The organism is Chromobacterium sphagni (assembly GCF_001855575.1).
Lineage (GTDB): Bacteria > Pseudomonadota > Gammaproteobacteria > Burkholderiales > Chromobacteriaceae > Chromobacterium > Chromobacterium sphagni.
Window position 1 is genome coordinate 1,266,739 of record NZ_MKCS01000001.1, and the last position, 11,873, is coordinate 1,278,611.

13 protein-coding genes are annotated in these 11,873 nt (G+C 64.1%); 2 read left to right on the forward strand and 11 right to left on the reverse strand.

What is annotated here, in order from left to right; translation table 11 throughout:
* Positions 1–34 precede the first annotated feature (34 nt).
* On the reverse strand, positions 35–1,948 hold the full coding sequence (locus tag BI347_RS06105) for a S53 family peptidase (RefSeq protein ID WP_071111040.1): 1,914 nt from the start codon (positions 1,946–1,948) through the stop codon (positions 35–37).
* Between the two features lie 559 nt (positions 1,949–2,507).
* Between BI347_RS06105 and moaA the strand changes: the two genes are divergently transcribed.
* Entirely contained in the window at positions 2,508–3,482 is a 975-nt protein-coding gene (moaA, locus tag BI347_RS06110; protein WP_071111039.1) for a GTP 3',8-cyclase MoaA, read from the forward strand.
* 9 nt (positions 3,483–3,491) lie between these two features.
* Here moaA and BI347_RS06115 read toward each other — a convergent pair whose 3' ends face one another.
* From BI347_RS06115 to queC, 10 genes are all read right to left on the reverse strand, one after another.
* Entirely contained in the window at positions 3,492–4,016 is a 525-nt protein-coding gene (locus tag BI347_RS06115; RefSeq protein WP_071112007.1) for a hypothetical protein, read from the reverse strand.
* A gap of 9 nt (positions 4,017–4,025) precedes the next feature.
* Positions 4,026–4,874: a phosphoserine phosphatase SerB gene (serB, locus tag BI347_RS06120; RefSeq protein WP_071115508.1), complete on the reverse strand. Its 849-nt coding sequence runs from the start codon at positions 4,872–4,874 to the stop codon at positions 4,026–4,028.
* A gap of 76 nt (positions 4,875–4,950) precedes the next feature.
* Positions 4,951–5,424, reverse strand: coding sequence for a DoxX family protein (locus BI347_RS06125; RefSeq protein ID WP_071115509.1), 474 nt, complete (start codon positions 5,422–5,424; stop codon positions 4,951–4,953).
* Entirely contained in the window at positions 5,421–6,185 is a 765-nt protein-coding gene (locus BI347_RS06130) for an HvfC/BufC N-terminal domain-containing protein (RefSeq protein WP_071115510.1), read from the reverse strand. Before BI347_RS06130 ends, BI347_RS06125 begins: the two co-directional genes overlap by 4 nt.
* Entirely contained in the window at positions 6,172–6,996 is an 825-nt protein-coding gene (gene bufB / locus BI347_RS06135; RefSeq protein WP_071111035.1) for an MNIO family bufferin maturase, read from the reverse strand. The genes BI347_RS06130 and bufB overlap by 14 nt, the downstream gene beginning before the upstream one ends.
* Before the next feature lie 61 nt (positions 6,997–7,057).
* Entirely contained in the window at positions 7,058–7,321 is a 264-nt protein-coding gene (locus BI347_RS06140; RefSeq protein WP_071111034.1) for a BufA1 family periplasmic bufferin-type metallophore, read from the reverse strand.
* 92 nt (positions 7,322–7,413) lie between these two features.
* A complete protein-coding gene (locus tag BI347_RS06145) occupies positions 7,414–7,665 on the reverse strand; it encodes a BufA1 family periplasmic bufferin-type metallophore (RefSeq protein WP_071111033.1) in 252 nt (83 codons plus the stop codon).
* 334 nt (positions 7,666–7,999) lie between these two features.
* The gene (gene queE / locus BI347_RS06150) at positions 8,000–8,635 is read right to left on the reverse strand and encodes a 7-carboxy-7-deazaguanine synthase (RefSeq protein ID WP_071115511.1); all 636 of its coding nucleotides are present in this window, start codon (positions 8,633–8,635) and stop codon (positions 8,000–8,002) included.
* 23 nt (positions 8,636–8,658) lie between these two features.
* On the reverse strand, positions 8,659–9,678 hold the full coding sequence (locus BI347_RS25095) for a 6-pyruvoyl trahydropterin synthase family protein (RefSeq protein WP_071115512.1): 1,020 nt from the start codon (positions 9,676–9,678) through the stop codon (positions 8,659–8,661).
* 1 nt (position 9,679) lies between these two features.
* Positions 9,680–10,381, reverse strand: coding sequence for a 7-cyano-7-deazaguanine synthase QueC (gene queC / locus BI347_RS06160; protein WP_071111030.1), 702 nt, complete (start codon positions 10,379–10,381; stop codon positions 9,680–9,682).
* Between the two features lie 266 nt (positions 10,382–10,647).
* Between queC and BI347_RS06165 the strand changes: the two genes are divergently transcribed.
* Positions 10,648–11,742 carry a M35 family metalloendopeptidase gene (locus BI347_RS06165; RefSeq protein ID WP_071115513.1) on the forward strand — a complete coding sequence of 365 codons (1,095 nt, stop codon included), beginning with the start codon at positions 10,648–10,650 and terminating at the stop codon, positions 11,740–11,742.
* Positions 11,743–11,873: the final 131 nt, after the last annotated feature.

Consider the following 11,873-nt stretch of genomic DNA (forward strand, 5'->3'; position numbering starts at 1 on the left):
CGAAGGCCGTTTGCGTTGCCAGCCTAAGGCTGGATCAGAACCAGAAGTAGCGGTGCAGCGCCGCGTCCAGGTTGGCGACGTCGGGCGCGCCGACGCCGGTAGCCTGATCGTAGCCGCGGTGCGCGTTGTAGCCCCAGTTGCCGCCGGCGGTGATGTCGCGCAACGGCGCGCCGTGGTGGCCGAAACCGTGATAGGCGTGGCCGGTGGCCAGCAGGCTGTACAGCGAGAAGTTGAGCAGGCCCAGGCGGCCGCCCATCGACTGGTTGAGCAGGGCGGTGATGCCGGCCAGCTGCGGCGCGACGAAGCTGGTGCCGCCGCTGTTGCTCTGGATGGCGAAGCCGTTCTTGTCCGAGGTGTAGTACACCACGTAGCCGGTTTCCGGGTCGCCGTTCATCGAGATGTCGGGCAGATTGCGGCCCTTGAAGTTGGCCGGCACGCTGCCGATCACCTGCGGCGGGGTCTGGCTGCTATCAACCAGTTGCTGGCCGGCTGGGGTGTTCTGCATGCCGGGTATCCAGTTCTGGTAGAACGGACGGCTGATGAAGCCGCTGACGCCGCCGCCGTCGCCCACCGGGAAGATGCCGCACGCCACCTGATCCTTGCCCAGCGCCTTGCACAGGCCGTTCAGGTAGTCCCAGCCCCAGGCGCGCTCGGTGGAGATCTTCACTTTCATCTCCTTGCCGTTGGGGTGGAAGGTGAGAGTGGTGGGAACGGTGGTGGCGCCGGCCGCGGTGATGAATTGCTGGTTGGCGGGGCTGTCCACCGACAGCACCTTGTTGTATTGCGGCAGGGGGGCGGCGCGGTTGACATCGTAGGCTCCGGAGTCGCCAGAGGCCGCGAACAGGGTCTGGCCTTGCAGCGCGGCCTGCAGGAACAGGTCATGGTAGGCCTGCAGCACATTGGTGGTCTTGCCGTTCACCGGGTCCACCGCCTGGCTTTGCTGGTCAAACCATTCCCACTCGCCCCAGCTGACCGACAGCGTGTCGGCGCTGTTGCTTTCTATGGCCTGGGCGAAGGCGTCGACAAAGCCCTGGGTGGTGTTGGGCGCCTGGTAGACAATGATCTTGGCGTCCGGAGCGATGCCGCCGGATTGCTCCACGTCCAGCGTGGTCTCGTCGGAGCCGCCGGTGTCGCTGGGCGCGCCGGGACCGCCGTCGATGTTGACGATGCTCAGGCGGTTGGGGTCGGTGGACAGGCCGACGGCGCTCCAGTATTGGAAGGCGTCGGACGGCGTGAAGCTGGCCAGGGTGACGATGCCGATGGTGCTGCCCTTGCCATGGATGCCTTTGTTGTAAAGTGGGGTGATGTCATAGTGGCGTGCCAGGTCGGTCACGGTCCACTGGCCGGGGGCGTTGCCGCTGGTCACCGCGCTGGCACCCTTGCCGAGAGAGGGTTGCAGATGGTTGGGCACCTGGCGCAGGTGCGGGCGGAAATGCGGGCGGCTGTCCAGGCCGATCACGGCTTGTACTTCGCTCAGGTCAACCTTGGGCGTCGCGGTGCGCACTGGCGCGATGTAGCGGGCTGTGCCTTGGACGGCGGTCTTGTTTTGGAACACATGGACTTCCGCGCCGAAGGCCTGTTGCACGGTGGCGGCCGGACCGCTGACCTGCAGCAGGGTGCTGCCTATGCGCTTTACGGTCAGGCCGGCGGCCTGCAGGTGGGCGCTGACGCGGCTGACGGTGGCGTCGTTGGGCGCGAAGCGGGCGCGGAACTCGGCCGGGGTCAGGAATCTGTGATAGTTGGCGTCGGCGGGGCTGTGAACCGCTTGCAGATAGCGGGTGGCGGCGTCGCGGTCGCGCAGGTTCAGGGCTACGGTCACGGTCAGTTGTTGCGATGGCGCGGCTTGTTCGACCTTGCCCAGATCGAAGGCCGCGGCGGCCATCGCGCTGGAGGAAACCGCTGCCGCCAGGGCGGCGACCACCATTTTTATTTTGAAGGCATTTGCCATGTTTCTAGTTCTCCTTTGAGGGGCCGGGCCGGGTCCGCGCGGCATGGCGGATGGCGGCCCTATCCTGCCGCTTGCGATCTGTGGGCGGGACTTGCCGAGTGTTGGCGAGTCCGGCTGCGCTGTGTTTTCATGATCGGCGGGATATCCAATTTGATTAAACTGGAGAGGCCAGTATAAGAACGGCGAATTGTGACAAGTTGAGTGTTTTTGTAACATTCTGTATGGCAATTTTGTCAGTAAATTATTGCTAACTTGTTGATCTAAATGTTAAGTAGCTGGTGCTTTCAATTAATGTTGCGGGATTTTTCATGCGCATGGCCTGACATTGGTATGATCGATGCCGCGAAGTCGCGGGTTTTGCTGCGGCAATGGTTATGCATTTTGGTTTTGCCAGCTATCGATGATGTTGAGCGGTGAAGCGGGGACTGCTGCAGTACAATTCAGATAGAGCTTGTTAGCTGTTGTGATGAGCGGCAGTGTCAAATTGCCAAAATGGCGACAGATTGCGTCGGCGACGGCGACCAAATGGAATCAAGTGAGAGAAGGTGTTGGAGGATGCATGCTGATTGATCGTTTTGGTCGCGCCATCGAGTATCTGCGGCTGTCGGTGACCGACCGCTGCGACCTGCGTTGCAGCTATTGCCTGCCCAAGGGCTTCAAGGGTTTCGAAGAGCCGGCCAACTGGCTGACTTTCGACGAAATCGAGCGGGTGGTGGCGGTGTTTGCGCGGCTGGGTACCCGTCGCGTGCGCTTGACTGGCGGCGAGCCGCTGCTCAGACGCAATCTGCCCGAACTGGCGGCCAGGCTGTCCGCCCTGCCCGGGCTGGACGACCTGTCGCTGACGACCAACGGCACCCAGCTGCAGCGTCATGCGCTGGCATTGCGGCAGGCCGGCGTGCGCCGCATCAATCTCAGCCTGGATTCGCTGCGCGGCGATTGCGTCGAGCAGATCACCGGCAGCGACAGCCTGCCGCGGGTGTTGGAGGGCTTGATGGCGGCTAAGGCCGCCGGCTTCGCGCCGATCAAGATCAATATGGTGGCGATGCGCGGGGTCAACGAGCAGGACATCGAAGCCATGGTCGCTTTCTGCATCGAGCATGGCTTCATCCTGCGGTTGATTGAAACCATGCCGATGGGCGATACCGGCCGCGCCGCGCATTATCTTGATCTACAGCCGGTGCTGCGGCGTTTATGCGGCCAGTTTGGCCTGGTGGCGCAGACCTGTACGCTGGGAGGCGGGCCGGCCCGCTACTGGGGCAGCGCCGACGGCCGCTTTTCGCTGGGGGTGATCACGCCGATTTCGCAGCACTTCTGCGCGACCTGCAACCGCGTGCGGCTGTCGGTGGATGGCACCCTGTACATGTGCCTGGGGCAGGAGGAGAAGATGGAGTTGCGGCCCTTGCTGCGCGCCGGCATTGACGATGCCGGCCTGGAGGAGGCGATCCGGCTGGCGATAGAGCTGAAACCCGAGCGCCACGAGTTTCTCGAGCAGCCGCAGAAGCTGGTGCGCTTCATGTCGATGACCGGCGGTTGAGCCGGAGCCTCAGCGCTCCAGTATGGCGCGGCGGTGGCGGCGGAATACCCATTTCTCCCACATCAGATGGGTGTCCAGATCGAATGTGCCGCGAATGTCGGCAACCAGCAGATGGTGCTGTTGCGACAGGCTGTCGCACTGGGTGACGTAGCCATTGAGGCACAGGCTGAGCGCGGAGTCCGGGTTGGGGTAGAGCGAGATCAGCAGCGGCTGGCCCAGCGGCCAGGACTGGCTATCCTGCCAGGCCACCGAATTGAGGCCCAGCCGGCAGGGCGTGCAGGTGGGGCGGTCCGGGTGGCGCTCCAGTAGCGAAACCTCCAGCGCCAGGTCCAGCTTGGCTTCCAGTCTAAGCAGCACCGGGTTGCTGTCGTCCGGCGTTTCGCCCGGCGCGGCCAGCACGCGCAGCGCCAGCCGGGTTTCCCTCTGCAGCCGCGGCGAGTAGTCGCCCTCCCGCACCTGCGCCAGAAAAGGCAGATCCGCATCAAAGCTGACGGTATCCAGTTGCAGCAGGTCGGGGGCCTTGGTGTCTTGCATGTCCATCGCTCAGTGATACAGCTGCAGGATGGCGTCCAGGCCGCCGTGCTCGATGGCGATGTCGGCTGCGGCGCTGACCCTGGGTTTGGCGTGATAGGCGACGCCGATGCCGGCCTCTTGCAGCATCGGCAAGTCGTTGGCGCCGTCGCCGACAGCCATCACCTGCTCCGGCTTCAGCTTGAGCGCGGAGCGGGTCGCCATCAGCAGCTGTTTCTTGGCGACGGCGTCGATGATCTCGCCGCTCAGGCGGCCGGTCAGACGGCCATCGACGATTTCCAGCTGGTTGGCGTAGGCGTAGTCCAGGCCGTAGTCGGCTTTCAGCCTGTCGGTGAAATAGGTGAAGCCGCCGGACACCAGCAGGGTCTTGATACCCAGCCTGCGGCAGGCCGACAGCAGCTGCTCCGCGCCGGGATTGAGCCGCAGCCGCTCGCGGTACACCTGTTCCAATGCCGATTCCGGCAGGCCTGCCAGCAGCGCCACCCTTTCCTGCAGCGCGGCGGAAAAGTCCAGTTCGCCGCGCATCGCCCTTTCCGTAATCTCCGCCACTTGCGGCTTGATGCCCTTGATGTCGGCGATTTCGTCTATGCACTCGATATTGATCAACGTGGAGTCCATGTCGGACACCAGCAGGCGGAAGTCGCCCAGATGCTTGCCGTTGTCGATGTAGGCGGCGTCGTAGCCGTGACGGTGGCACAGCGCGATCACTTCCTGGCGGCGTTCCGCTTTGGCTCCGCGCATGCGCACGATATCGGCGCCGGGGTGGTCCAGATGCGGGGCCTCCGCCAGATGGGCGATGTCGGTGATGTGCTGGGGGTCCGGTTGCGGAGCGAGTACTACCAGGGTTTTCAGTGTGCTCATTGTGCGATCGGCATCAGGGTGGTTTGCTTTATTATGCCACGTCTTTTACCGTTTTCCGCTCCGCAACCGGGTTTTGTCAGCTCTGGGAATGGCCGCCGCGCTTTTGCAGCCACCATTGAACCAGCCGGTCCAGCGACACCAGGCCGGGGCCGAAGGCTAGCAGCACCAGGATCTGCGCGCCCCAGAAATAGTGGAACTGGCGCGTGGCTTCGGTCAGGTCCGGATAGCTGATGACGGCGACAGCGTTGAGAATGAACAGGCCGGAGGCGGCGAAGCGTCCGCCCAACCCGAATGCCAGCAAGGAAGACAGGCCCAGTTCGCCGCAGGTGGCCATCACCGCGGCCACGGCCGGCGGCAGCAGCGGTACATGGTATTCGTCGGTGAACAAGGCCAGAGTCACGTCCCAGTCGGCGATCTTGGTCAGGCCGGAGCTGAAGAAGACATGGGCGATCCACAGCCGCAGCAACAGCAGCACCAGCGGCTGCAGCAGATTGCCGGCGCGGATCAACAGCTGATAGGCGCATACGGGAGCTTGGAGAGGTTTGTTCATGTGCTTGAGCCTTGCAAGTGGATGGCGGAGAGCAGGGGTGGCTGAAACAGGCCGAGCAAGGCGGCCTGCAGATCGAAGCCTTCATCGAGCTGCAGGGCCGGGCCGATGGCGTTCCCCAGCGGTTGCCGCTTGAACAGCGCGGCGTAAAAAGCGTGGCGGGCCGGATCCAGCGCCAGCACCTGGACCTCGCCATGCCGGCGCAGCACCAGGGCGTTTTCCGCCGGTCGCTGCAAAATGCCTTCCAGCGAGCCGCCATCGCGGTGCGCGAGCCAGATGCTGGCCGCCGGAGTGGCGGCGGCGCATAGCGCCACGTCCGGCAAGGGTGTGAAGCAGAGCTGGTCCCATTGTTCCGGAGCGATGGCAGCCAGCGCGCCGCTGTCTAGCGGCTGGATGTCGGCGGCGTAGTAGCTGCGGTGCACCGCCCATTCCAGGCGGGCGACATCGGCCAGGTAGGGCAGGTCGCGGCAGTGTGCGAAACCGGCGATGAAATCGGCGAAGGCATCGCCGTACAGGTGCAGATTGCCGCTGTGCGAAGCGTGGCCCTTGACGTATTCGCGCGCCAGCGCGGTGAAGAACTCCTCTCCCACCAGCTGCAGGCAAACCGGGTGGCTGTGGGACAGCGCGTCGATCAGGCCGACCCGGTAGTTGTTGCGGTATACCGCCAGTCCGGCGGCCCGCAGCTGCAACCCGGCGGGAGGCTCTTGCTGGGCGGGGTCGGCAATCGCCTCCAGCAATGCGCTTTGCCAGTCATGCCAATTCATGGCGGGCCTCCAGTATCGCTTGCGCCTTGGCGGCCTCGTCCAGCAGCACCGCCAGCGGTGGAATCTCCATGTCCCATTCGATCAGGGTCGGCCGCGGGCCGATCTGCGCGATCACTTCGCGGAAGAATTGCCAGACGCCGTCATGCACCGGCTGGCTGTGGGTGTCCACCAGCAGGCCCTCGCGCTCGCTGTAGCCGGCCAGGTGGATTTCACCTATCGCGTCGGCGGGCAGGGCTGCCAGCACCGCGCGGGTGTCGGTGCCGAGATTGACGCGGTTGACGTAGAGATTGTTGACGTCCAGCAGGATGCCGCAACCGGTGGTGCGCACCAATTCAGCCAGGAATTCGCCCTCGTTCATTTCATTGCCGGGAAACTCGACGTAGCTGGACAGGTTTTCCAGCAGGATGCGGCGCTGCAGCGTGTCCTGGGTTTCCGCCACATGGCCGGCGATCGCGTCGAGCGCGGCGCGGGTGTACGGAACGGGCAGCAGATCGTTGACGTAGCGCAGCGGCGAATGGTTGAACGACAGGTGCTCGGAGATGGATGCTGGATTGAGCTCGTCCACCAGCCGCTTCAGCGACGCCAGGTGTGCGGCGTCGGGGCGGGGACAGGAGCCCAGGCCCAGGCCGACGCCATGCAGCGACAGCGGCCAGTGGGCGGCCACGCGTCTGAGCATGGCGAGCGGCGTGCCGCCATCGAAGAAGTTTTCACTATGCACCTCAACCCAGCCCAGCGGCGGCAGGGTTTCCAGCGTTTCGCGGTAGTGCGGGGCGCGCAGGCCTATGCCACAGACATTGGGCAGGATGGACATCGATGACTTCCTGTAGGGCGGGAGGACAGCCCGCCGGGAAGCGGGCTTGTTGCGGTCAGGCTTAGTTTTTTTTGACGGCCGTGCTGCCGCCCATCTTTTCGCAACTGCCCTTGGCCACGTATTTCCAGTCGCCCGGGTCCTTGTCCGTCTTGGCCTGGCCGGCGCAGGAATGGGCGCCGGTGGCGGAGGCGCAGTCGTTCTTGCCCGCCTGGGCGATGCCGTAACACTTTTCCTTGTCTGCGGCGGACGCCGGAGCGGCGGTGAGGACGCCCATGGCGATGACGGCGCCGAGCGCGGATGCGATGAGGGCTTTGTTCTGGTTCATGTCTGACTCCTGGGTGGTATGGCCCGGCAGGCGAAGCTGCCGGGCGGTGAACGTATGGTAATCAAAGTGGCTGGGGTTGCCACCAGGGAAAATTACATCGGCTTGCTTTGACCGCCCATTTGCTGACAAGTGCCGGCTGGAACCAGCTTGAAGTCGGTCGGGTCATTGTCCGTTTTGGCCTGGCCCGCGCAGGCGTGGCTGGCGTTCTTGCAGTCGTTCTGGCCGGCCTTGGCGATGCCGAAACACGGGTCTTTATCGGCCGCTGCCGCCGGGGTGCTGGCCAGTACGCCCATGGCGATGACGGCGCCGAGTGCGGATGCGATCAGAGTCTTGTTGCGGTTCATGGCTTTCTCCTGGGAAGTTCACCAAGTCGGTGAATGGCGATTGGTCGCCGGAAGTGGCGGGTCATTACAGTCCTGGTGGGCTGAAGCATCGCCTGACAAAGGTTGAGTCGGGGTGTCTTCGGCTTTCTTACGCGGGAGGGGAAAAAATATTCCAGCGCGCCAGGATCGTCGTGCCGGACGACTGCCACATATCATCCGGTGTTGATGCTCCCGTCGTTATAGTGCGCTTTATCATGGACGCATAGATCGCATGCGCAGGCCGTTTGACCTAATTGGCGTGGCGAGAAGGAGATAGGGGGAAAGCCAGGCCGCATTGCACGGCCTGACTGGGCCTTTAGCGGATATGCACCACCTTGTGGGTCTGCACCGACAGCCGCCATTTCGGGTGGGCCATGCAGTATTCGATGGCGGCGCGGGTGTTGGCGGCGATGTCGGGCCCGTCCATCGGTTGCAGGTAAAAGGTGTCGAAATCCAGATGGGACACGGTTTCCGGCAGTTGCGCCTGTTGCGGGTAGACCAGCTTCAGCTCGTTGCCGGACAGCTGCTTCAGCTCCGATCCCGCCTTGGGGCTGACGCAGATCCAGTCCAGTCCGGCCGGCGCGGCGATGGTGCCGTTGGTTTCCACCGCCACTTCAAAGCCCTCGGCGTGCAGCGCGCGGATCAGCGCTTCGTCCAGTTGCAGCAGCGGCTCGCCGCCGGTGCACACCACGTAGCGCACGCCGCCTGCGTCCTCGGGCCATTCGCTGGCGATACGCGCCGCTAGCTTGGCCGCGCCGCTGAACTTGCCGCCGTCCGGGCCGGTGCCGACGAAGTCGGTATCGCAGAACTGGCAGACCGCCTTGCCGCGGTCCTCCTCGCGGCCCGACCATAGATTGCAGCCGGCGAAGCGGCAGAACACCGCGGCGCGGCCGGCCTGGCGGCCCTCGCCCTGCAGCGTGTAGAAGATTTCCTTGACGGTATAGGTAGTCACAGCGGTATCTCGAAGTGGATGGCTTACAGCAGCGGCCAGCGCATGTCCTGATTGAAGTGCAGCGACACGCCGGCGTGCTCGTTTTCCATCAGGTCGATGCGGGCCAGCTCCGGAACCAGCGGCGACAGTTGGGCATGGATCCACTCGGCCACGGCGGCGTTGTCCCGGCTGCGCAGCCCGGACAGCTTGTCCAGCGGGTTGTGGTCCAACTGGCGGTAGATGGGCTTGAAGCGGTCCTTCACATCGCCGAAATCCAGCAGCCAGCCCATGGTGCGGTCGATGTCGCCGGCCAGCATCAGCCGCACTAGATAGCTGTGGCCGGTGTAGTTGCCGGCCGCGTCGAAGGGCATGGCGCTTTCGAAGCGCTGTTCTTTCCAGATGCGGAAGCGTTGGCCGTCGAACTGGCTGCCGGCGCTGTGCGTCTCGCGCACCTCCACCCAGGCTAGTCCCGGCAGCTCGCCTTGCAACTGCTGATGCAGCCAGTGCGCCAGCACCTCGCTGGTCGGATTGTCCAGCCCGGCGATGTCGTTGAGGTAATGCTGGTCGAGGCGGCGGTGCAGCGGCGCCCAGGCGCGTGCCAGATCATGCTGGTTGCAGCTGGCGGCATCGGCCGCTAGACGCACGCCGAAACCATGGCCGTGCAGGCGGCCGCACTTGTGTCCCGCCGGCACATGCGGCAGATAGTGGGCGGCCTCGAACGACACGTTCAGCCAGACCAGTGTCCGGGCGCCATCCAGCATCACTCCGCGGTCCGGCGCGCCTTGCAGCTTGATGGCTGCCGGATGGGGCAGGGCATGGGCCACATGGCGAGCCAGGGCGAGGTCGTCGCAGGCGGCCAGCACGGCGTTGAGGTCGGCGTAATCCAGTGGCGCCACAGCGGCTTGCAACGCTGCCTGCAGCGCGGCCTGGTCGGTGTATTGGGCTTCGCAGCGGGCGCTGAGGCGGAAGCTGTGGCCATGCAGGCGGGCTTCGCGGCCAGGAGCGGCATGCAGCCGCCGCGCCGCTTCAAAGCCGGCGTCGGCCATCATGTAACAGGCGTGCATGTCAGTTTCCTTGCGCTTCCGCCTGGCAGCGCGCTACCAGCGGGTCGGCCACGCCCACTTCGGCGAAGCCTTTGGCGCGCAGCTCGCATGACGCGCAGCGGCCGCAAGGCGGCACCTCGCCGTTGTAACAGGTGTGGCTCCAGGCCAGGGCGTCCATGGCGCCTACCTGTTGCGCCAGCGTCACAGTTTCAGCCTTGGATAGATACATCAGCGGAGCATGCAGCTCCACCCGGCTATCCATGCCCAGCCGCAGCGCCACTTCCAGCGCCTTCAGCGTGTTTTCGCGGCAGTCCGGGTAGCCGGAGTAGTCGGTCTGGGCGACTCCGGCTACCAGATGGCGGGCGCCGCGGGTGTAGCCGAAGGCGGCCGCGAAGGTGAGGAATACCAGATTGCGGCCGGGCACGAAGGTGTTGGGCAGCGCGTCGTCGTCGCGCGCGCCGGACTCCGGCGCGATGCTGTCGTCGGTCAGCGCGTTGCCGCCGATGGCGGCGAAGGTATCGATCGGGAGCACGGTCTGGCGCACGCCGGCGAGGGCGGCGATTTTCCTGGCGCACTCCAGTTCGACGCGGTGGCGCTGGCCGTAGTCGAAGGTTACAGCTTCCACATTGCCGGCGCCGAAGCGCCGCAGCGCCCAGTACAGGCAGGTGGTGGAGTCCTGGCCGCCGGAGAGAACCACCAGGGCCTTTTCAGATGCTTGATTCATAGTCCGTCGAAAAACAGTCGAGGGTTGCAACGGCGCGCCGGGATCGGTCTCACCCAGCGCAGGTAACCTTAAATTCTACCCCACTATAGCCCAGCGATGTTGGCTATGAAACGAGTGGCATTTTTATGACATGTGGAATTGTTGCAACGATGCGGATTTTATTGATTGCGATCATGGCTTGTTCATGCAATTAATTATATTCGCATGACAAATGCGTTCTTTATAACTTTTCGTGATGTAAAAAACACCCAATAAAGGGGAAAAAAATGGACAAGAGATTGCCTATCGCCGTGTCGGCCCTGCTGTTGGCCGCTTCCGCAGCCCATGCCGCAGATCTGCAGGTCAGTTTGGGACAGCCTGTGATCAGCGCCGGCCAGGAGGTTGATGTGGCCTTGACCTATCGCAATACCGGCAAGGAGACCTTGCATGTCTACCGCTGGTTTGTGCCGGGCAAGGATCTGCAGGAGCAATTCCTGGCGGTGAACGTGGACGGCAAGCCGGTCGAGTATCTGGGGCCGCGCTACAAGCGCGTGGTGCCGTCGCTGCGGGATACCGTGACGTTGGCTCCCGGCGCCACGCTGAGCGCCAAGGTGAGGGTGTCCGAGTACTACGACCTGTCCAAGGCCGGCCAGTTGAGCGTCCGCTTTGAAAGCAGCAGCAACAAGGTGCTCAACCGCAGCCTGCCGGCCGGCGTCAGCGCCAAGCAGGCCGCGGCTCCGCAGGCGGACGAGGCGATTGCCTCCAATGTGGTGGGCGTCTATAGCTCGGGCCACGTCAGCTCCTTGTTGACCAAGTCCCGCACCGCCAAGCAGGAGTGGCAGGCGCTCAGCCGCAGCGCGGTAAGCGGCGTCAGTTACGCCGGCAATTGCTCGGTGAGCCAGCAGTCGCAATCGCGCGACGGCGTGGTGGCGGCGGGCGCGATGGCCGATGAGGCCGCGGCCTATCTGAACGGCTCGCCATCCAGCACTCCGCGCTATTCCACGTGGTTCGGCAAGTTCAGCCAGGCTAACTGGGCCACAGCCAAGTCGCATTACGTGAAGATCAAGGATGCGCTGGACAGCAAACCGATCCAGCTGGATTGCAGCTGCACCGACGGCGGCACTTATGCCTACGTTTATCCGTCGCAGCCTTACACCGTTTACCTGTGCGGCGCGTTCTGGACCGCTCCGACCAAGGGAACCGACTCCAAGGGCGGCACCCTGGTGCATGAGCTGTCGCATTTCACCGTCGTCGCGGGCACTCAGGACCATGTCTACGGCCAGGCCGGCGCCAAAAACCTGGCCAAGAGCAGTCCCGCCCAGGCGCTGGACAATGCGGACAATCATGAATATTTCGCCGAGAATACTCCGGCGCAGCAGTGATTAGGCCGGTTGTCTGACCGTTCCATCCCCGCCGCGGCGCCTGCTGCGTCGGGGATGTTTGCATTGCGGCGCAGATGGCGTATCGGCTAGGCCGGGGCGGGATGGCTGGTCTATTATGTGCCGCAGCGGCG

Excerpts from the sequence above, each read along its gene's own strand:
- BI347_RS06105 (WP_071111040.1), bottom strand. The coding sequence starts at position 1,948 with ATGGCAAATGCCTTCAAAATAAAAATGGTGGTCGCCGCCCTGGCGGCA.
- moaA (WP_071111039.1), top strand. The coding sequence starts at position 2,508 with ATGCTGATTGATCGTTTTGGTCGCGCCATCGAGTATCTGCGGCTGTCG.
- BI347_RS06115 (WP_071112007.1), bottom strand. The coding sequence starts at position 4,016 with ATGCAAGACACCAAGGCCCCCGACCTGCTGCAACTGGATACCGTCAGC.
- serB (WP_071115508.1), bottom strand. The coding sequence starts at position 4,874 with ATGAGCACACTGAAAACCCTGGTAGTACTCGCTCCGCAACCGGACCCC.
- BI347_RS06125 (WP_071115509.1), bottom strand. The coding sequence starts at position 5,424 with ATGAACAAACCTCTCCAAGCTCCCGTATGCGCCTATCAGCTGTTGATC.
- BI347_RS06130 (WP_071115510.1), bottom strand. The coding sequence starts at position 6,185 with ATGAATTGGCATGACTGGCAAAGCGCATTGCTGGAGGCGATTGCCGAC.
- bufB (WP_071111035.1), bottom strand. The coding sequence starts at position 6,996 with ATGTCCATCCTGCCCAATGTCTGTGGCATAGGCCTGCGCGCCCCGCAC.
- BI347_RS06140 (WP_071111034.1), bottom strand. The coding sequence starts at position 7,321 with ATGAACCAGAACAAAGCCCTCATCGCATCCGCGCTCGGCGCCGTCATC.
- BI347_RS06145 (WP_071111033.1), bottom strand. The coding sequence starts at position 7,665 with ATGAACCGCAACAAGACTCTGATCGCATCCGCACTCGGCGCCGTCATC.
- BI347_RS25095 (WP_071115512.1), bottom strand. The coding sequence starts at position 9,678 with ATGCACGCCTGTTACATGATGGCCGACGCCGGCTTTGAAGCGGCGCGG.
- queC (WP_071111030.1), bottom strand. The coding sequence starts at position 10,381 with ATGAATCAAGCATCTGAAAAGGCCCTGGTGGTTCTCTCCGGCGGCCAG.
- BI347_RS06165 (WP_071115513.1), top strand. The coding sequence starts at position 10,648 with ATGGACAAGAGATTGCCTATCGCCGTGTCGGCCCTGCTGTTGGCCGCT.